Annotated in this window: 7 protein-coding genes; all 7 read right to left on the bottom strand. The window is 45.3% G+C overall.

What is annotated here, in order from left to right:
* Positions 1-87 precede the first annotated feature (87 nt).
* The 7 genes from VHA02S_RS07935 to VHA02S_RS07905 all read right to left on the bottom strand — a co-directional run bounded on the left by VHA02S_RS07935 (position 88) and on the right by VHA02S_RS07905 (position 22,302).
* The gene (locus VHA02S_RS07935; protein WP_038897808.1) at positions 88-2,154 is read right to left on the bottom strand and encodes an EAL domain-containing protein; all 2,067 of its coding nucleotides are present in this window, start codon (positions 2,152-2,154) and stop codon (positions 88-90) included.
* A 338-nt stretch (positions 2,155-2,492) separates the two neighbouring features.
* Positions 2,493-4,583, bottom strand: a complete 2,091-nt coding sequence (locus tag VHA02S_RS07930) for an EAL domain-containing protein (protein WP_038897806.1) — start codon at positions 4,581-4,583, stop codon at positions 2,493-2,495.
* Between the two features lie 324 nt (positions 4,584-4,907).
* Entirely contained in the window at positions 4,908-5,756 is an 849-nt protein-coding gene (locus VHA02S_RS07925) for a mechanosensitive ion channel family protein (RefSeq protein WP_005452782.1), read from the bottom strand.
* A gap of 102 nt (positions 5,757-5,858) precedes the next feature.
* Positions 5,859-6,764, bottom strand: a complete 906-nt coding sequence (locus VHA02S_RS07920; RefSeq protein ID WP_017818528.1) for an OmpA family protein — start codon at positions 6,762-6,764, stop codon at positions 5,859-5,861.
* A gap of 9 nt (positions 6,765-6,773) precedes the next feature.
* Positions 6,774-10,289 carry a hypothetical protein gene (locus tag VHA02S_RS07915; RefSeq protein WP_038897805.1) on the bottom strand — a complete coding sequence of 1,172 codons (3,516 nt, stop codon included), beginning with the start codon at positions 10,287-10,289 and terminating at the stop codon, positions 6,774-6,776.
* Positions 10,290-10,357: 68 nt separating this feature from the next.
* Entirely contained in the window at positions 10,358-21,439 is an 11,082-nt protein-coding gene (locus VHA02S_RS07910; RefSeq protein ID WP_038897804.1) for a DUF11 domain-containing protein, read from the bottom strand.
* A gap of 371 nt (positions 21,440-21,810) precedes the next feature.
* Complete coding sequence (locus VHA02S_RS07905) at positions 21,811-22,302, bottom strand: DM13 domain-containing protein (RefSeq protein ID WP_005452792.1); 492 nt, start codon at positions 22,300-22,302, stop codon at positions 21,811-21,813.
* Positions 22,303-22,641 lie beyond the last annotated feature (339 nt).

Raw genomic sequence — 22,641 nt, 5'->3', positions numbered from 1 at the left:
GTTTGAGATTCTTAGAGCGACATAAATTGAACCTAAAAGAAAAGGGAAGCTGAGCGCTTCCCTTTTTTGTATCTGCTCACCTCGGCCTTAAAATGCAAAGTGATCGTAATCCAGACTCTCTTCTCGCTGACTGTATTCAAGCTTTACAACATCGTCGAAGGGCATTGGTTGATAGAAATAGAAGCCTTGGATCAGATCGATACCGAGCTCTGCCATAAACTCCAGTTCGCTTTCTGTCTCTATGCCTTCTGCCACCGTAACAGCACCAGTAATTTTTACGAGTTTCGCCGTTAACCTAAACAGCTCACGACCATTTTTGTTGTTGAGATTAAGCACCAACGAACGATCTATTTTCACTTTATCAAAATCGTATTTCGACAAGTAACCAATTGACGAATAACCTGAACCAAAATCGTCCAAGGCAATCCTCACCCCCGCTTCTCGCAGTGTGCTCAACACACGGTGTGTACGATGCTCATCTTGAATCAACATATCTTCAGTAATTTCAAACTCAACTTGCGAGCAAGACAACGCGCTTTCGTTAATCATCGTCAATACTTTTTCGGTGAAGTCTGGTACCAAGCAAGTTTCTGGAGATAAGTTAATCGAGACCTTAAAATTTGGTCGATTCGCCAAAGGCGCCACTTCACGCAGTGTGGTCTCAACCACCCATAAATCCAACTCACTCATTAAGCCGACTTTGGCAAAGTCCTCAAGAAACGTTGGAGGCGTGATCTCGCCCGTTTCTGAGCGGTGACGAATCAGTACTTCAAGCGACCGAATCTCCCCTGTGCGAGCATTAACCTGCGGTTGGTAGAACAACACGAACTCGCCATGCTTTTTCAGATCACTGATACGTTTTTGTGCCGCGAACTTATTGGTAATTTCAGGGAAAAATGCCCCAGCGACTTTGCCATTGTCTAATCCCTCGTAATTGAAGAAATCATCAGAGACTGACTTTGCAAACAACGTATTCGCATTCCCAATCTTGTCCATTTGCTTGAAGAACGGATAGTAAATCAACACACCGACTAAGATGATGATCAGTTGTAATACCACGCCAGTCCATGTGTAACCAGTCCCGATGTAACCACTGGCTAGCGGCGGAGTCATCCAGCTAACGATCTCGGTAATCGGTGCCACCAACCCCATTGCTGTTGCAATATACGCGATGACTAACCCCACAACAGGTGCGATTAAAAATGGCACAATCATGACTGGATTGAACATGATGGGTAAGCCATAAATAATGGGCTCGTTAATATTAAACAAGCTCAACACCAGTGCTGTTGCCGCCAAGGCTTTATAACTGCGATTTTTAGTCAGAAACAGCATACACAGCACCAACGAAATGGTGTTCCCTGCACCACCCATTCCTGCATAAAAATCAAAGAAGTTTGTGGTTAAAATTGGCAGTGGTGTGCCCAGCGCTTCGTGGTTTTCTATCGCGACACGAGTTACCTCATAAAGCTCTGACTTGTAAGGGGCAAAAATGATGTGACCATTGATGCCAATCGACCAAAATAGGTTACGCACAAACTCATAAATGATCCCATCAAGCAACGAGTTTGGGTCTAGTTTCGGCAATAACAGATCTGCAATATCAGCGGCACAGAATGCCTGTCCAAGTGCATAGCCCAACACAGTGTAACCAACCACCAAGACTACGGTCGCCATGATGAGGTTGTATGATTGATCCACCACATTTGGTAAATCAGAACGCATAAACCATCTGCGGTTTTGCATGAAGCGTACAGACCAAGCGACGATTGTCGGAACCAGAATCGCTAATGGGTAGTTACTCGGAACAACAGTACCATCTTGCAATAAGCCCCATTCGTTACAGACGATAAAGTAAATCATCAACGAAGGCGTTATCACGTTTACTCGCGAGACTTTTAGCAAAGAGGAAAGGAACTGCGAGAAGTACACTAGAAGCAAAATGGGAAATAGCTTCCAAATAATGGCGCTTGCTGCCCCAACAGTCATACCAAGTTGTTCATAGCCTGCGATCATCAGTAGATTGCTTAACAATGTACTGAATGCAGAAATCAATGAAACAGGCAGCAACATCACTAAGACGTTACACAAACCATTAATGTATAAGTTGGAAGAAATTACAGTAAAAAGCCGATTAATGTATCGATTGTTCATTTGGCTCAGTTAATCCATCAAAGTACGACTCAAAGAGCCGCTCAAGAAATTCGCCGCAATTAAATCCATTTAATTTGTTTCGCAATGAGGGAGAGTTTCGACAAACACGTCGAGGACGGTATCATTCGAGTAACAAAGCGTTGATCGTTCAACGTTGCGAATAGTCACTCAACAAGGGTAGCCACAGCCAACTTGTTGTAATCGACCAAACAGAAAGAGCACCTTTTAAGCCCCTCGGTACTCTCTCGTTTGATAGAAACGCGTTGCTTCTAAGGTCAACGTCGTTCGTTAATTCGCCTGCTATTTAAGCAAGGAGGCGCACATTAGCGCCAGCAAGTCTATATTTCCACTCGACTTTGTAATTGTGACGATAGAAATGGTTTTTCTTGCTGTTCACCAAGAATGTCTAATAAAGGCGATGGACGAGCAAAGAAATAACCTTGCACTTTGTCCACGCCGCAGCGTTTAACAAAGTCATATTCTGCTTGCGTCTCCACCCCTTCTGCCACGACTTCACAATGGGTGATATGACCCAGTTTCGCAACCAACTTGTAGAGATCTTTGCCCTTTTGATTGTTTGCATCCAACAAAAGTGAACGGTCTAGTTTGATCTTGTCGAATGGGTATTTCAGCAGGTGTGGAAACGACGCATAGCCTGTACCAAAATCATCCATTGCAATACGAATACCCTGTGCCTGAAGCGCTTCCATTGTTTTGATCAAAAAAACCTTATTGCTGAGAATCGCTTCTTCTGTGATTTCAATTTCCAACCACTCAGGAGAAATACCGTAATGGGCTAAACGCGAAAGCAAATGCGGCACAAACTCTTCTTGTTCTATCGTCGCCACCGCGATGTTGATGGCAATACGACGATCTTTCGATAAGTGCATTTTCTGCATGTCTGCCAAGACTTTCTCTATCACCAACTTATCCAGCAATGGCATCGAGTTGAGCATCTGAAAATCACTCACAAACGTCGGCGGGCATAACATGCCATCTTTATCGATGTAACGAAGTAGCGCTTCATAAGAAAACTCACTGACGTTTTTGGTCGATTGGAGCTTTTGATAGAACATCACTAACTCACCTTCACGCAAAATCGTGGTTAAGCGTTTCTGCGCCGTCGATTTACTGATACTGGAGTTGTTCGACGCCTTTACGTTACTTAGCAGTGATTTAAATATCGAGCTTTCGATACCGGTATAAGCCGTATTCGCACGAAACTGTGCTGAGTATTTTCCTGCGTACGCCAAATAGAACGGTCGATAGATGAAGATGCCCAATACAATGATGAAGGCTTGAAGAATCGAACCTTCTATTTGATTCCCCATCGCCATATAGCCACTGAACAAGGGTGGTGTCATCCAGTTCACAATATTCTCTACCGGCGGTACCAACCCCGATGAAATGCACAAAAAGGTGATGACAAAGCTCACTAACGGCACGAGCACAAAAGGAATGATCAAAATCGGGTTGAAGATGATTGGCAAACCAAACAACAAAACCTCGTTGATGTTAAAGATCACCAGAGGCATCGCTGCCAGAGCAAGCATCAAATGATTGCGCTCTTTAGCAAACATCAGCACACAGAAAAGCAAACTGATCGAGTTGCCAGATCCGCCCATCGACATAAATGCGTCGTAAAAGCCTTGGCTAATCACATTCAGTGACGCCTCTCCGGCCTGCCACGCCATTACATTGGCTTCGGTTGCGGCAAAGATCTGCTGCTTAATCGCAAACAACAGGTTGTGTCCATTGATGCCAATCGAGCCAAGTAAACCCAGCACAGTTTGATAGATCAAACCACCTTTGAATGTCAGCGGGTCTACGCCGAGCTCACGAACCATGCCACCTGACAACGCCATAAAGATCGCCGTGAAATGGGACATCACCAACGCGATGAGCACAAATAAGAAAAAGTGCACCACGTGTTTAAGCAGCCGTGATGAAAAGTCGAGGGCTTGGGGTTCTAACAGACGTATCTTGAAAATGCTGCAGTAAACGTACGTCATTGTCGCGCTCAATAACGCCAACAATGGGTTGTTCGGTAACATGTAAGTCTGTGAAAGACTGCCATTCTCTATTGAGATCAAGTAGAACATGATCAACGAATAGATGATGAACACGGCGCTCGAAACGTTGGTTTTATGGGAAAGGTAGTAACCCGCCACCACGCAGAATGCACTTGGATATAAGTTGATCAGGATATCTGATACATGAAACAGCAGTTGGGAAAAATCCGCTAAGCCAGTAAAACGGAATACGTGTCCAAAAAAAACTGCCAACGCATTAGACAGAATCAAAGGTAACAGCAGCAATGCGATTGACGCCAAATCCGTTAAATAGGATTTCGACGCTGACTGCCACTGCCCCATCAATGCGAATAGACGTTGAGAAGGCGAAAATTTGATTTTAAAGCCAGTTTGCATGAAGCATCTTAATAGTAATGTTATGAAGAGATTCAGCGGTTTAATAAACAGCCATGCGTGCAACCTTTACCGTTAAGTCGTAGAGCCCGTGGGGAGCCAACCATTACGGTACGGACTATCTGAGTAGTCTTAATTGATGTTTTTATTGTGTATTTTTAGCAACAAGCGGAAGTTGTCTGAGGACAGATTGCGGGCGTAATTTAACGATTATATGCGCCTCGATCCATTAAGATATTTTGTCGTAACGACAAATGAGCAATAAAAATAACCCTCACCTTTGATTGGTGAGGGTTAACATTGAGGTGATGATTATTGAGCGAGAACTCAGTGTTCCGGATTCATCGGGAATCGTTGCTCATACAGCTCCATAAAGTCTTTGCGAATCAGGTGTTCTAAGTGGTTGGCTTTGTCCGTTGGACAGAAAATCATGATATGCACGATTTGCTCACCATTGATGTTGCTTGAGATATGGATATGCGGCTCTGCACCCGGAAGATCGACACCGGCGTGTTTTTCAATCATCGCGTTGTAGCGATGCGCGACATCAGCAAAGTAACTGCAATGTTCGTCAATCTTATCGGTCAGTAATGGCAAAATTGGGTATAGGTTGACGAAGTCTTTCACCACAACAGAAAAGTCATGGTAAACGTAACGCTTCATAAAGTTGAGGTTCTTCACTGGGTAGGTGAAAAACATGCTGTTAGGCAACGTCGCGGTTTTTCCTGTGAAGTGGTATTGCCCATGATGCAGGTCGATTTCTTGAATCACTGTCGCCATCATGTTGTGCTCAATCACTTCGCCACATAGCTTACCGACTTCAATCCAGTCACCAATGCGAAATGAACGAGAACTGGCTCGTTGAATCGAACCAGTAAAACAAAGAATAATCTCTTTAGATGCGACAACAATCGCTACTGCAATCGCGGTAACGCTTAGGGCGAACTCGCTGATTTCTGATTGCCATAAGATGAACAACAGGATCAGCGTAAGAGCGAACGTACCGTTTTTGGTTCTCGACATCCAACTGCGTTGTTCTTCCGTAATGAAAGCATCGTCGCCACGAATTCGAGACAGAATCAAACGACGCAGAACAATGATGAACAGCAGGATTAATGCGGAAAATAAAATTTTGTGAGTGAGAAGAAAATCGACGACTAACTGCACTTTCTCCATTACCCGACTCCCTGTTTGGTTTGGATAGGTTGACCTTTGTATGCTAACTACCGCTATGAAAACAGGTAGGTAGCTAGCTTGCGAGAGGACAACCTTACCAAATTATTCCGTCGGTTGCCCCAGTTCGCTCTCTTTAAATACGATAAACGCACGGCGGTTTAAAGCATTGGCTTCTGGAGATTCTTCGTTGATCACAGGTTGAAGCTCACCAAAGGCTTTTACCTCCCACACAAACTGCGATGGATCGAGTTTCGTCTTGAGATACGCCACTACGGTTTGCGCTCTTCGCTCCGCCAGTTGTTCATTATAAGAGAGCGAGCCCACTTGGTCGGTATGACCAGCCACCATAATGCTACCTTCTAAACCTTGCAGTTTGGCGATGAAGTCATCTAATTGTGAAAGGTCTTCCGGTTTTAATTCCGACTTATCGAAATCAAAGTGTGGTGTCATCGCCATGTAGATCTTGCGTTCTGGTTTTGGCGGCTCACAGAAAGGCATCTCTTCGTATTTCTTCGCCTCTTCAAACATAACGTAAGCACGACGGTTTTCGGCGCGAGCTTGATCCGATTTACCCAACGCTAGCGGCTGCGACTCACCAAAGTGCTTCACTTCCCAATCGTATTGCTCTGGGTTGAGTTGTTGCTGAAGATACGCTTCTACCGATTCAGCACGGCGCATAGACAGCTTCTCATTGTACTCATCAGAGCCTTTAAAGTCGGTATGACCAACAATCGTGATGCGCCCACTCAAGCCTTGAATATCATGGATGAACGCATCTAGACTTGCCGCATCGGCTTCACGAATGGTGGACTTATCGAAATCGAAATGTTCGGCAACCGCGATATGAATTTCGCGCTGCGGCGCCAAACATTCACTGATCAGAAATTTGGAGACATTCACGTCCGCAAACTTTTCTCGGTTCTCTTGGCTTACATACGCATCCGCCGAACAACCTGCCAATATTGCCCCTGCGATCATGCCACTTAACAAACGAATCGTCGTTTTCATATCGCCCTCTTATAACTTACCAACTAGGTTAATGAACACGCCTGATGCGTCGTAATCGTCATCATTCGCTAGGTTGCCATCAAAGCCCGAGAAGTTGTAACCCACGCCGACTTTGAAGTTATCACTCAAATGTTTGTTAACGGAAACCAATGCGCCCTGCTCTAGCTCATCGTAGGTGCTGTCCGTCTTCCAATGGTACTCGCCGGTAACATCCCAATCTTTCATGACACGATAAGATGCACTCAAGCCGTACAATGAAATTTTGCTATCGACAGGAATGTCTTCGCCTGACTGACGAGTGAAGATTTCATGTTTGTCCTTGAATGCGTATTTCGCGCCTAAATCCCAGTTTGCATCCAACGAATAGATACCTTCAATTTCGATGATATGGCTCTCTTCATCTTTGTAATCTACATCGCGGTTGAGCTGGTCGAAATCCACCAAATAGGTGTAGCGAGATAACAAGTTCAAACGGTCGTTGTAGATTGGGCGATACGCCAGTCCTGCCGTCGACTCAATAAAGCGAGCCAATACTTTATCGCTCGACTTACTCTCAGAGAGCGAGTAGTTGAACTTGCCAAATAAGGTGTACTCTTCCGTCAGGTGATGCGTGTAACGGTTAGTCGTCACCCATTGGTCGATACGTTTCTTATCTGGGTCTGCAGAATCATCGGTCTTGTCGACACGGTACTCCACTTTGTTCTTGAACAGCACGTCATCGACATCAATCGAAGTGCTAACACTCACCGCTTGGCGTTCAGTAGTGATCTTCTGTTCGTCTTCGATTTCGCCTTTTTGGTAGCCGATGCCCATGTCGATGTCATCGTTCATGTCGTAACCAAAGCCAAACGAGTCAATACGACCTTTGCCGTTGTTTTCATCAACAAATTGGTTTTCTTGGTAGAAATCAACCGTAGAAGTTAGGTCTGCACGCTGACCAACAATCACATTGTTTTTGCCTTCGTATGTGTCATCTACATAGGTTAAATACGTACTGTAATCTTCGGTTACGTCATACGTCACACTCGCTTCTGCGGCATCGCCACGATCGCCAGTGGTGTATTCAGCACCTACCACAAAGTCTTCTAGAATCCGGGTTTCACCACCCAGAGTGACGCTGTCGTTCTCGTCGTATTCATCCGTTTGACCTACGGTTTTCTGACCTTTGATATAAACGTTGTTATCGCTATCCCAGATGTAGTCAGCACGCAGACCCGCTAAGGTGCCTTTGCCTTTTTCATCTTGGTTGTTTAGCTCTTCAACTTGTTTACCCGCCGCCGAGATCTTGATGTGTTTGGTGACCTTAACTTGAGTTTCCAATTCCGCTTGTTGGGTATCGGTGCGTAAATCACCGTCTGATTCACGTTCTTCAACCGAGGTAAAGCGCGTCTTTACTACAACTCGGTCAGTGGCTTGGAAACGAATTTCGGTACCGTATGACTCTTGCTCTAAGTCGTCATCTTGACTGGCAAAACTGTAGCCTGCATCTTTGGATTTATACCAAGCTTTGACGTCGTTACCCACTGCAGAAAAGACGTTCGGAGCGAGATCGTATAGGTTCATCACCCCTTTCACTTGGTAGATATCACCTTCGCGATCTTCTGCGTTATTGCCAATTGGGGTGAAAGTTAAACCTCCGTCTAAAGAGACGTAGTTAGAATCAGTTTGTCGACCTTTACTGTGCCCGAATTCGGCTTTTAAATAGGTGCCTTCTGAAGCACGCAAGGTTAAGTCTGTGCCGTATGCTTCGTAGTCTTGATTGTCTTTTTCTTCGGTTTGGTAGTTTGCCCCGATGCCGATGTAATCGTTCACCCAACCTTTCACGCGACCACCAGCAGTCATAGAATCTATCGCATCAGTGCCTTGAGGCACGTACTCATAATCCACCGCAAGATAGTTGTCGTAGCCAGAAGAAGGCTGGTCGTTGATAACCGAACCAAAGTTGTCAGAAATGATGTTGTTTAGTGGTCTGGTTAGAATGATGCGACCTTGATACGGGTCGATTTCATAGTCTCGTCCCGATTGCAGTGGCATTTCCTGAACCGTAATGCTGCTGTCAGGGTCAACAACTTTAACCATCACCTTGTCGCTGCCCGGAACCACTTCACCATGACGCAAGAAGTACAACGAACCACCAGTGCCTAAGAATTCATCGTGAGCAAAGAGTGAGTCCGATTCAGCCGCAAAACCAACGATGTTCAGGCGATCTTCACCAAACTTGGTGGTTGAGCGAGTACGGTAATCACCTTTGAAACCATATAAGCTACGGTTGTAATCGTTGTTGTCTGTACCCGTAATTCCTGTGTTGTAGTTACCCCACAACACATTGGATTTATCGTATTCGACGTTGAGATAAACCTTACCTTTGGTGTTGACCACTTTGTAGATGTTCGAACTGTCACCGTAGTTGCCGTAATACATCTCATCGTCGTCTTCTAGAATGTCGAATACACTGGATGAATCAGAGGCAAACGGGTGCTTAAACATGTCTCGAACGTCACTCTCTTTGGTATCAAAGTGAGTAGTAATTCTGAGTTTGTCACCAAACTTACCCTGTCCAAAGTACGCTAAGCGTCCTTGGTTGTAGATGTCATCTTGGTATTGGTCGTCGACGGCCAATGCCGCTGAGTTACCGGTGACCTTGTTTTTACCAATGTAGAAGTCAGCAAGACCCGCTTGTACCCAATACTCATCTGGAATACGCACATAAAGCTGATAACGGCGCTCTTCGCCATTGTCGAACACCACGCGAGTTGGGAATAAATAAGCGTCTGCTGGTAGGTATTGCTCTGCGTATAGCTCACCTTCTTCCACATCGAACTCGTCTTCGCCAATCACAACTTTGTCGACACCTTTTAACCCTGTACCCATGAATCTTGCCAGACCCGCAGAAGTTGGAATGTTGTGACGCATTAATTGGGCTTTACCAAGTTTGCGGCTTTGATCCTCTTCGCCATCATTCTTGTCAATATCAACTTCAGAATCAGGCTCAACAAGGTCAATCACACCAACTGTAGTCACGTCCATATTGCCGTCTTTATCGAAGGCTTTTAGGCGGAACAACAGCTGTGTGTTCGATTCAAATTGGTAGTCTTGCGTGGTAGCGCCGTCCCAAACAATGTTGAAGTCATTAGCAAATTGCTGTCCTTCTACCACGGCTAATGGGTTCACTAAACCGCGGTCTCCACCCCGAAACACCTCAAGTTGGTAATGATCGACGTAGTAGCTAAAGTTGGTCGTAATAACGAAGCTCATCTCTTGTAATGGCTTGCCATCTTTCACTTCCACATCACTGCTGATGCTCAGGTCGAGCACTGGGTCAAAACGCATAATGTCGCGGCTTACCCAAATCGCACCTTGATCTAAGTAGATGCGCGAGTTATCTGTTTGTTCGTGAGCTTTAACTTCAATACCCAGAGAGTCACTGTCAAGTTTTTCCAATTGGCTGGTGTCTTTCGCGTAGGAAAGTATCGGCAAACCAGCCGCGATGCACATTGTCAGTTTTGATGGTCTCAATCTAATCATAATAATCCTGCTTAACCGTTTGAATTGTCGGCTGGGACGCACCCAGCCAGCGTCTGTTCTTCGAACGGTTAATCATCCCCACTGCTTTGAATACTGAAGTTAAATTTCGTCAGCTTGTTTGGTGTAATTCGGCGTACTTTCGGGTTCTCACTGATCACCTTCATGCCTGTTGGTAGCGAGTCTGTGTCAACTTTGACCAAGAACTGCTTACCTTTCTTATTCAACACCCACTGATCTGGAACGTGGTATCGACCATATTGGTCTGTCTCGATAATGATGCCTTCGACGGTCAGTAATCGAACGCCTGGAATGCCATCTTCGTATAGCCCTTTGTTCTCTACGATGATTTCCCATAAATACGCATCACCATCTCGGTAGAGGTTTCTCACTACATCAATGTTCTCTGCTGACAGACCTTTTTTCTTGTCTCCTTTGTGCTTGGTAATCGCATTACCTTGCTTGTCGAACTCGATATACGTGCCGTTATCCGTGGTCACCTTGAATGGGAAGCCTTGGCGAGTTCGAGTCTTGAATTGGAATGCCACTTTGTTGCTGTGCTCAAGCGTTCGATTGCGTGACAAGCCGTATAACTCATCCACTTCGTAGCCTTTGTCGATGCTCGACATCAGCACACCTTGACCTTGTTGCGTGACTTGAACGTCTTTAAGCTGCGTTTCAACACCATCTTGCGTAATGAAGGTTGAACCGGGAATGTAGTCACCTGCGGTTAAATCGACATCGATATAAATATCATCCGCTGTCGCATCTGCTTGGAAGCCGTCACCATTGTGATCCTCAAACACCTTGCCGATGATCGAAGCGGTGTCGAATACCTTATCTGGCATCACTTCCACCGTTGCACTAGCTAGATTAGATTTCACCACATAGCTTGTGGTCGCACTCTGAGCAGAGAAGCTCTCTGCTGGTGGCGCTTCTGCCCATGCAGTGTTGGTATAGACACCAAAGGTGGCACCGACACTGACCCGCATTAGGTAACGAATACGAACAGAATCAGCCGTTTTAGAATCGCCTTTGCCGTAAATATTCATGTCACCAACGTCAAAGATCAGCTGATTGGTTTTGGTCGGGTCCACTGAAATTTGAATATCATCTGAAGTGTCAAATACACCATCAGGACCGCTATTCACCATCTCAGTAGAATCTGGGATATAAGCAAAGCCACCTGGGTAACGGTCCACCAAACGCACACCCGTGAATGGGTTTTCTTTATCTTCGTTAGTGATGGTTACTTCGTACTCCACCACTTCACCTACACTCGCTTCTGACTTACTCGCAACCTTAGTTACGGTCAGCATGCCTTCGTTGTAAGCTTGTTTCTTCACTTTGATAGTGACATTGGCGGTCGCAACTTCGCCCGTCGGCGCGGTCGCAGTGAAAACGTTGGTGAAGTTGTCATCAATACCCTGATTGATCTCGCCTGCCACCACAATTTGATACTCGTTACCTTGGTAGGCTTTCATGGTGTGGTTTGAGTCAACGTTATTATCTGAGTCAACCGATACCACAGCACCAGATATAAGCTCGGTGATGGTCGCCGTCCACGAGGTAAATAACGCATTTCCATTGCTGCCAATCAACTTATCGATTTCATCCAACAAGTTAACGTTGTCAGCATCAGCAGAACCACGGTTGGTTGCCGTCATGGTAAAGGTGATTTCATCGTCATCATTGGTGTATTCGGTTTTATCCGCAACCTTGGTGACGGCTAGGATGATCGGCTGCGGCTTAATCGTAACGAAATCGTCAGCAAGCACATCACTCTCTGTTTTATCGTACGCATACGCATGGTTGGTAATTTCCCCCATGGCATCCACGTTCACAACACCTGTGATTTCGATTTCCAGTTTGTCGTTTGGAGCAAGCACTACACGACTATTGATATCCACGTTATCACCTTGGATTTTTGGCAACACGATGGTTCGATCATCACTGTATGAACTTGTCATTCTCCAACTGGTGAATGCAACGGCTTCGGTGTCATGAATCGTATTCACCTTCAATTCAGAGAGCAGGTCTTTAAGTACAATCTCTTCGGTGAATGAGCCAGATTCGTTACTCAGCACGACATGATAAGTTGCATTTTCGCCCGGACGGTAATATTCCTCGTCAACGGTTTTCTCAAGCTTGACGGATTCTGGCATCGATAGCAGCGTTGCACTCGCTTCTTGAGTATCACCGCGGAATGTGGCACTTGCGGTGTTTTCAATCTCACCCGTCGCATATTGATTAACAAGCCCTGTGACCACAAACTCAACTTCATCATTCGCAGCAATCGTTAGCATTGAGTCAATGTCTGCGTTCACTCCCGGAATGTTAGTGATGTCTGTTTCTGGATTGCTCTTATTCACATCAATACGCCAAGAGTCGAAGGCTTTAACGGTGGTGCCATCAAGGCGCACTACGTCAAGATCGCTGATGGCATCTTTCACCTCAACGTCTGTTGCTGGCACTGTACCTTCGTTCTTCACTTTGACACGGAAAGTCGCTTCTTTACCCGGAATGTAGTACTCACTGTCGGTGGTCTTCTCGATAGAAATACCCTGAGACTGCGGTTGAATCGTCGCGCTCGATTGCTGCGTGGTGCCATTCAAATCCGCAGTGGCAATGTTGGTAATGTCACTTGCTGCCAACGGATTCGTTTTCGCGGTAATCGTGAATTCAACGATGTCATGTGGCGCGATATCAATAACCGAACGAATGTCTCGATCATCTACCGGCATTGGCGTAATCGTCGTACGAGTGTCTTTGCTAGTGGTTTTAATTGTCCAACTGATAAACGCGCGATCACTGACACCATTCACGTTAGTCGTTCTGATACCCGACAGAATGTCATCGAGTTTGATGTCGTTATCAAAGCCATCGGTACCGTTGTATACGCGAACGTGGAATACCGCGTCCTCACCCGGAATGTAGATAGGTGATTCCACCGTTTTCTCTATCCATACTTCCTCAGGTAAGGTTTCCAAAGTTGCCGTAGCATCAATCGTTGCACCGCCAAACTCTGCTGTGGCAGTGTTTACAACGTTTGCGACCGCACTGACATTGACCGTACCCGTAATGGCAAACTCCACCGTATCACCTGGCGCAATATCAATATTGGTAGAGATATCATCATTTGGTCCTGGGACCTTCTCGATATTGGTGCGAGGGTCGCCCTTCGTAGTCACGATTGTCCAGTCTTTGAATGCTGGTGCCATAGCGCCGCCCGATGTCTCCACTTCCAGAGCAGAAATGAAGTCTTCCACTTTGACATCTGACGCAAAGCCTGAACCGTTGTTGGTCACTTTGACGCGGAAAGTAGAGAACTCACCCGGCTGGTAGTAACGCTCATCAGTGGTTTTCTCCAGAACGATGTCACCCGGGCGAGGTTTCAGCGTCGCAGTCGCAGTAAAGTCTTTGCTGTTATGGTTCAAGGTCGCTTGGTTAACGATATCTCCTGTAGCCTCAGCATTGACGAGACCAATCACGTACAGTGTGATGGTGTCATTTGGCGCAAGGTCGATGTTGTAGTCAATGTCCTTGTCCACGACTAGAGAGTTTGCATCCACCGTTGTTAATGAACTGCCCGAGACGTATTGCACTGCCCATTGCAAGAAGGCTTGATTGGTCGAGCCATCTACCGTCGTTACTGTCAATGCGCCAATCTCATCTTTCAGGTTGATGTCATTGGCGTAGCTATTATCTTGGTTAACGATCTTCAAGATGTAGCCAGCTGCTTGGTTCGGACTATAGAACTCAACCATCGGTTCTTTTGTGAAGGTTAAATCTGGGATTTTTGCTGTACTGGTCGCGTCAGCAGTCTTGGTCGTGCCGTTATAAGTCACTTCGACCTTGTTAGTGACATCCCCGACAACTTCCGGATCTAGCTCCCCTTCTAAGGTCAGAGTCACAACGTCATTTGGACCAATATCCAAACTACCGTCCAAGAACTCCCCTGTCGCTGATGGGAACTTTGTATCACCAGTTTGCGAAGCTGCATTAAAGAAGATAGTGCCAGACTCAAACGCTTTCACCGTTGCACCAGTAATGTTGGTAGAGGTGATGTCGTTTACAAGGTCTTTAACTTGAACGTCATTCGCCCAGTTCGCGGTCGTGTTTTCAATTTTGATTGTATAAGTCAGTGTATCGCCAGATTCATACTGGTTCTTATCAACCGTTTTATCGACAGAAAGATCTGCCGTCGCAGCAACATAAGTTGCTTCGGCTGTTTGAGAGCCGCTTGAATCACTCACTTCCACCAGGTTAGTGATGTCACCAACAAGGTCCGCTTTTACGACACCTTCAACATGCAATTGAACCGTATGGTCAGGGTGAATGTTGTAACGAACTTGATAGCCTTCGCCTTTATCGCCTGTAATCTCCGAGCCAGCAATCTGTTGCGTCAGATTTGGGTTAGTGCCCACAACATTGATTGAGGTAGCAGACCAAGCATCAAACGCGCGCACTGGTAATGTAGAGCCAGCTTTATCGGCACGAATATTTTTCCAAAGATCAGCGATCAGGACATCCGTTGCGTAACCATCACCGGTATTTTTGACTTCGATGTCATAACCAATGGTGTCACCAGGGTGGTAGATAGCTGGCTTAGTCGACGTGACTTTCGTTACTGTCAAGCTGCCCGGTTCTGGGACAATCACCTTCTCTTTTAGGTTATAAGTGAAAAAGGTCGACCCCGAGTTCAACTTACCTTGTAGTTGGTTGGTAAACTCACCAACTGCGTCATCACGAACATGCCCTACAACCTCAATTAAAATCTCAGTGTAAGTATCGTCAGCCGCTTTACCGCCCATTTGTACTGTGACATCAATGTCGCTATTCGCGGCAATGCTATTGAGGTTAGTAATATCCGTATATGACGGGTTGCCATCAGAAATCACACGAGCGCTGACTGTCCAATCTTTTAATGCTACTTGCTCTGAACCGTCAGCCACTTCTACCTTATAACTGCTAATAGCATCTCGAATATCAATCTTCTCGTTATTCGATGTTTGGTTTCGAATACGCATTTGATAACGAACTTCTGAACCAGGCGTGTAGGTCGGTGTATCTGTAGATTTTTGCGCGATTAGGCTCGACGTACCTGGGTCAAGAACAACGGGATTACTATCATCACCATTCACCTTGGCGATGTTAGTTATAGTACCTGTTGCGTCTGCAGCTACCGTACCATCAACCTCGAATACCACGGTATCTCCCGGCATCAAATCAAATGCCGCATTAAGTGGCACTGTACCTTGATAATCACCAGTGATAGAGAATCTATCCGCATCTGGAGCACTGATAATGGCAACACTGTAATCTTGGAATGCTGGCTTGCCATCGGATGTGTTAATTGTGTTCAGTTCATCCACGATTGTGGCATCGTTAGCAATACTCTCACCGGTATTAGTAACACTGACTTGGTATTGCACTTGACCATTCGGGTTGTAATGACACCCAGAGCCCGAGGTCGATGGGAAGGTACAAGTGCTGCTGTCAGCCGTCGTACTCAGTACCGACTTTTCAAAGCTCAATACAGGAGCCACTGGTGGAATCACATCTGTGGTATCGCTTTGATTGCCTGCTCGCCCGATGTTGCCATCAATGTCTCCTAACGCGTCAGGACGAACTTTTCCTTTCACCGTAAACTCTATGACTTCTTCGGGAGCGATATCAATTAACAGGTCCAAGTTATCGGATGCATCATAAGTTTCAATGTAGGTATCCTGCGTTCCCGAGGTACCTGTAGAGGTAAAGATATGAGAGATTGATGTCTCTGAGAATGCCGACTTCGTGGTTCCACCTACGACTTCAACACGAACGCCAGACACGATGTCTTGGATTACCGTCTGGTCACGCCAAACAGGCTCTGTATTAGTAACAGTAAACTTGTAAATCACCTCATCGTTAGGCTTGTAAGTATCGCCCGATGTGTAAGATTTACCTGCAATAGACACAATTTCTTTGCTCACGGCAAGGTTGCTGCCTTCCGGAGTAACCGTCGCTGCACTAAAGTTAGAGCCATTGTATTTCGGCTTCACTACGATTTGATCAAGTGCGTCTTGACGAATTTGCGACTCCATAACAAAGTCAATCCAACCACCTGGAGCAATAGACAGCTTGGCGATATCAATATCGACATCAGCACCGCCTACATACCCATCGATCAGCGTCGTTGCTTCTCCAGAAGTCGTTGCCTTCACAGTCCAACCATATTGATCGAATGCCGGTAGCGTCTGTGAGTCTGCTTCACCATCCGCATTCTGTGCAGTACGAACTTTGACTTTCGAGAAAAACTCTTCGAGAGATTTGTTGTACTCCAGACCTTTACCCTTGTTCTCGATACGCAAGTGGTAAACGATCTTCTCGCTACTCGTTGTGTGATTGTAAGTGGTTTTATGCGTAGCAAACGTTGTATCCGTATACGCTTTATGCGTTTTAGAGATATTTGCTGGCAGCATGTTCACTGGCTCTGATGGCAAGTTATGGCTGTTATCAACGACGGCTACGTTGAGAATTTGCCCTACGGCTTGCTCACTAATCTTCGCCTTAATGGTGTACTTAACAAACGTACCGCCGGTTACAAACTCATTTGCCGCGAGGTTGAAGTTAGTATTGATGTCCGTGTTGTTACTGACTTTACCCGCATCACTGATCGTACTCGCGTCCACACTCGGAGTAATCGTCCATGAGTCAAACGCACGGCCTTTCACACCGCCAAAGTAATCCGTTTGAATTTTGCTGATTTCATCTTTGATTGGCATCTGATTGATGTGAACGTTGTTTAAGTTCTTCAATAAGATTTCGTATTCGATGTAACCACCAGGCGTGTATCCACCTGTCAATTCGGTGGTGCCATCTTGGTCATAGAGTTTTACGACGTGTTTAGAGAAATCGTATTTCTCGGCAGATGCCTTAGTCTCTGCACTCACGGTATCGCCGTCGACGGTCAATAGGTTTAGGATCTTACCCACCGCATTTTTATTGACGGTTGCAGTAACTACATACTCAATCTTTGTACCCGTCGGGATGGAGGCATGGGTATTGATGTCTTTGTTATTCGCGATACTGCTATCTAAATCGAGGATCGCTTTATCACTGCCACTCACAATACGTGGCGCTACCGTCCAACCAGAATCAAAGGCTTTTTCATTTTTACCATCGACGAGATCAACCGTGATACCCGACAATTCATCAATCACTGGGATGTTATAGGCGTTACCTTTACCATCGTTTTCAATGGTTAATCGGTAAACCAATGGCTTCCCTGGCTCATAACTGGATTGATCGACCGTTTTACTAAATGAAAGATGGTAGCCATTTGGAACAACTGTGATACCACCGATAGTAATCGTGCCTACGGCGTCCTCACGAACAACACCTTCCACTTCAAAAGTCACCGAATCACCACCAGCCACATCAATCGTTGTATCGATGTTCTGGTTATCTGCAACGGTGCCATCCAAAGTACCATCGGTGGTTCCTTTACCACCTTTGCTATCTTGCTTACTTACATCAACGGTATAGCCAGACGCATATGGCGTATCTTTGCTACCATCAAGTAGCTGAGTCTTAACACTATCAATATCTTCTTGAACTGGATGATCATTCACATAGCCCGTTTGAGAAGAAACGGTCACTTGATAGGTTAAAGTATCACCCGGCGAGTAGAAGTTTGATTCTTTACCGTTAACCAGCAGCTTTCTGACCACGTCACCGCCATTGTAAGCGCGCTCCATTTCGTGGTGAGAAACGTGTGAATCTTCGTCGTTGCCGACATAACGATACACGTAGGCATCATTTTCAATCTTGTTGTTGAGAGTGGTTCCATCCAGTGAGCCAACAACGTTATCTTTGACGCGTGCTTTGATCTGAAAAGTTCGAATCTCTCCAGGGTCTAGGCTCATTGTCGCGCCTTTACCACCCGGTGGGTAGATAAAATCATCGTTAGTGGCAGGCTCGAAATCTGAACCAGTCTTAAACTGCCAGTATTCAAACGGGTTTTGGTCAGGAAAATCTTGGAACTGATTGTCTTTGTCGTTCGCTAGAACTGATTTGATATCATTCAGATAGTCATAGACTTTGAGTCCATGTTCTGTAGTTGAACCATTGTTTTTGACACGGATTTCATAAGTCACGTCTTCACCAGGAATAAAGCGAACTTTATCGGCTGTTTTAAGAATCGAAACGTTTAATGAATCCCCAGATACATGACCGATTTCAGCAGAAGAAGACTGATTCAAATTGGTCGAAGGATCGTAGGTTTCAGCCGTGTTAGAGATTTCACTCTCCTTGTAGTCGTTCTTAACGACACCAGTTACAACGAATGTTACAGAGCCATCAACTCCACTTACATTGGGGTCAATATCGACTCGGGCATCAAGATTTTCATCCGTTTGGTAACCACTTGGATCCCCTGCATAGCTGCCTGTTTTATATGGCGAATTGTTTGAGTCAGTTTCAGAGGTGTAACTCCAGGTAGAGAAGGCATTAAGAGCTTTGATATCATCAAATACACGAACTTCGTCTGCATAACCAAGCCCTCTGTTTCTTACCGTTATTTTGAAAGATACCTCTTTTCCTGGAATAAAATCATCATCTGGAGTTGTCTTCACAACAATGATTTTTGGATCATGTGGATACACGGTAACCGTATCAGCCACAGAAGATTGAATGCCTGAATCTGGCGTTTTGACATCCGCAGTGTTGTTAAAGCGAGTAAAGAGGATTTCATCAGGCGTATCACGATCGATTTGAGCCACAATGGTGTATAGCACTTCCACGTTCGGTGGAATCTGCACTTTGGTATTTAAGTCCGTGTTGTCAGCGAACGTACCAACATCGGTATATGTAGCGTTTCCATCTAAGCGAGGGTCATCCGAAATAATCTCTGCACTAATTTGCCAAGACTTAAACACTGGTTTCGTCATGCCATCTGGTTCAAGCACGCCAGCTTTAATCGTCGACAATAGATCTTTTACTTCAACGTCAGTCGCGTAGCCATTCTCTTTCGCGTTCTTTAGACTGATTTGGTACGTCACTTCGTTGTCTAATTTTGAGTAAGCCGTCTGCTCACCATGGAAGCTTGAATCTGTGTTTGTTTTTACTCGCTTGTTTAACTGAATCACAAAGTCACGCGGGTCAGAGCCACGGTCGGCATAAACCGAGCCATCCACAGTCACTTGGTTAGAGATATGTCCATTTGCGAGCGGATTGGTTTCAGCAACAATGGTGTATTCGATGTAAGAGTGAGGCTGAAGCGTCGCAATCACATTTAGGTTATCCGGGAACTTCACCTCACCAGCAATGCCGGTGTCACTTGCGGTTGCAGTACTTCCGTCGTCTTTGAAAGCCTGTGCGGTAATGGTCCAGCCCGTATACGCGGCGATCTCACCACCATGAATATCTTGAGTTTTGACTGACTTAAGGTCATCCAAAACCTGAACTTGGTTAGCGAAACCATCACCATCATTGGTTACTGTGATGGTGTAAGTCAGAGCCTGACCGGAAGAGTAGAAACGACTGTCGACATCTTTGCTCGCACGTAAATTATCGTCCGGCGTTTGTACACCAGATCCTTCTTCCGTCACGTTATCATTGGCACAGCTTGCACTGTCATCCAAAATAAGACCGGTACTCGTATCACTCGTTTTTGCCGTTAGCTTGTATTTGATCGTTTTGCCCGGCGCGATATCCGGTGTCAGTGAAAGCGGGCTTGACGTCCAAGTACCATAACTAAACGAACCAGGGTCCGAACCAATGGAATCCTCACCTGAAATAACATCCACTTTCCACTTTTCAAAAGCTTGACCATCGCCCGCGCCGCCTGCTTGTTCAGTCACCACACAAGTCAGGTTATCTTGCACCAAAAGGTTATTGGCAAAATACTTGGAAGAGCCATTGGTAACCGTGATTTCGTATTCAATCTCACCACCTGGCACATACTCTGACGCCAAGGTCGTTTTGGTAATTGAAATGTCGGAATCCGCAACACTCAGTACTTTCTCTGCATTTACCGTGTCTGAAATACTTGAACTCTTAACTAGGGTGTCAGCTTGATCCGTCACTGACGCAGTGAAACCTTGCAGAGCGCCAATGGTAACAGGGGTTAACGTTGCTTTAACTTGGTAGGTAATCGACTCTCCTGGATAAATCGAAACGATATCATTGAAGTCAACGTTCGTTTGCGTACTGCCCGCATAAGATGAATCTGACTTTCCACCAATGTTTGATACCGTGATGTCCCAAGCATCAAAAGGATTTCCGTCCACATCCGTATTGTTGTAGGAAGAAGTACGATCATTAGCTAGACCATTTGGGCTAACCAAATCTTTAATATTCTGTTTTACATGATAATTGTGAGCAATCGCTCCGCCGTTGTTGGTGACCTTGATTTGAAAATCAACTTCACCGTTAATTAGGTAAGGAGATGTCGACTGTAAAGTATGCGCCAGAGCGATATCTGGATCTGCCGGAGGCGTTGTAAGTTCACTACTGTTAACAGTGCCAGCACGAGTCGTTGATGTCGCTTTGGTGACAATGTCGCCAACAAGGTCATCAACAACGGTCGCTTTGATGGTGTAGGTGACGTGACCACCAACAGAGAGCTCAGCGTCTTTAACCGACAAATCACCAGAAGTAGCAAAAGTACCCGTTTTGCTGCCGGACGAGGCTTTAGCACTGATATGAACATCACTGAAAGCTGCACCTGTTGAGCCATCTTGTTTTTGAGCCGTCAGCGTCTCGAACGCTTGCTCGATATCTAGGCCTTTAACGGTAACAGAGCCTCTGTTGGTCGCAATCAGCTTATAAGTTAGCTTACTCCCCACTTGGTATTGAGCCGGCTGAACGGAAGCTTCTAACGTGTAGTCGTAATCCGCAGGAGTAAACGTAATCGTTGATGTATTGGTAAACGTCGTTTCTGTGCCGGAAACGGTACCTTTTACCTCGGTGTTGCCTAAGACAATATCCTCAGCGGCGTCATCCGCAACGGTCGCTTCAATTTGGTAAGTAACCCGTCCAAAAGGGAGTAGGCTAGCCCCATTCACATCGAGGTTACTGTTACTTGCGGTGTAAGTGCCTGGGCTCGAACCTAATGTATGAGAATCAGAGATTGTTAAGCGGCTAAATGCTTTATTCGAACCAGACATGACTTCCCATATCTTATTCGTTACAGCAACATTACTAATAGTATTCGCTGTTGTATTTTTCACATCAATGGAATAACTGATTACTTCCCCATTTTCATAAGCAGTTCCTGATGTGGGACTAAACGATATTTCAATTTCCCCCGCGGCCATCGCTTGGGCGGAAACTAAAAACATCAAAAAGAATAAAGCGAGATAACGTTGAATCACTGACACAATACTTTTCCGACTCATACAAAATATTAATCATTTATTGATTTATGACAGGACAGCGCCCCGTCAAAATACAGGCGTCGAGATACTGGCGACAGAAACGCTCCTTTTGTCACGTTTCTGTCAGTTATTATTCGACATGAGTTAAAATTGTTTGGGTATTAGCTCTGATTCATTTTTGCGACAGATTTGAGCTGTGCAGACGTAATAAATTCACCAAAGGTTTCACACCAAACAATGACTGACGTGTAGTTATCTAAGGGCAGATCTTGAGGAAGAGTGACCATAAAACGGTCAAATGTTTTCACCTCTCCCACCTTCACCATTTGTGACTTCAAGCGATTAAAATCCGCCTCGGTTTCAACAAACGTTGGTGAGAGATACAGCTTATAATCCGGTCCGGGAGCCAATTCTCCTTGAAAAGCAATCGTATCTTCAGTGACCCATAGATCCCCTTCTCCCCAATGAAGAAAGTCACTATCTGTTCGATTTCGCTCGAACATGCCACGGTAGAGAACACCTTCCGAAGAGTTAGACACAACCGAAACATCTGGTGAATCAGGTTGGATAAGAATAGGCAGTGCATAAATACCCGCAGCAAAACCCGCCACTGCAAACAAGATGTGGCTCACAAGCAATAAAATCCATTTCATCGTTATACCTAGCTTTAACTAACAAGACGTCAATATCAAAGTTAGTTCATAAATCCATTTAAAACAGAGCATTACTACAAACTCAGAAATTTCCTATATAGTTTTAAGGGCAATATCACAATTTCGGTGATAATTTCCCCAACCCATCGCCTTTTTAAAAAGTATGTCACTGTTTTTTAATATATGAGTCCTAACCCGAAGCATGAAAAATAGATATCGTCGCCACTGGTTTTAGAGTGTATCGAAGCAGAGGAATTATCATTCGGCATCTTTTGCGCAAAGAGTTTTTTAAATGCCTATTTCAAACGGTGAAAATGAATGTACTCAAAAACAGGGGGG

The organism is Vibrio harveyi NBRC 15634 = ATCC 14126 = KCTC 12724, assembly GCF_001591145.1.
GTDB lineage: Bacteria > Pseudomonadota > Gammaproteobacteria > Enterobacterales > Vibrionaceae > Vibrio > Vibrio harveyi.
Note: the sequence above shows the minus strand (reverse complement) of the source record. Positions and strands in the feature narration are given on the sequence as shown.

Excerpts from the sequence above, each read along its gene's own strand:
- VHA02S_RS07935 (WP_038897808.1), bottom strand. The coding sequence starts at position 2,154 with ATGAACAATCGATACATTAATCGGCTTTTTACTGTAATTTCTTCCAAC.
- VHA02S_RS07930 (WP_038897806.1), bottom strand. The coding sequence starts at position 4,583 with ATGCAAACTGGCTTTAAAATCAAATTTTCGCCTTCTCAACGTCTATTC.
- VHA02S_RS07925 (WP_005452782.1), bottom strand. The coding sequence starts at position 5,756 with ATGGAGAAAGTGCAGTTAGTCGTCGATTTTCTTCTCACTCACAAAATT.
- VHA02S_RS07920 (WP_017818528.1), bottom strand. The coding sequence starts at position 6,764 with ATGAAAACGACGATTCGTTTGTTAAGTGGCATGATCGCAGGGGCAATA.
- VHA02S_RS07915 (WP_038897805.1), bottom strand. The coding sequence starts at position 10,289 with ATGATTAGATTGAGACCATCAAAACTGACAATGTGCATCGCGGCTGGT.
- VHA02S_RS07910 (WP_038897804.1), bottom strand. The coding sequence starts at position 21,439 with ATGTCTGGTTCGAATAAAGCATTTAGCCGCTTAACAATCTCTGATTCT.
- VHA02S_RS07905 (WP_005452792.1), bottom strand. The coding sequence starts at position 22,302 with ATGAAATGGATTTTATTGCTTGTGAGCCACATCTTGTTTGCAGTGGCG.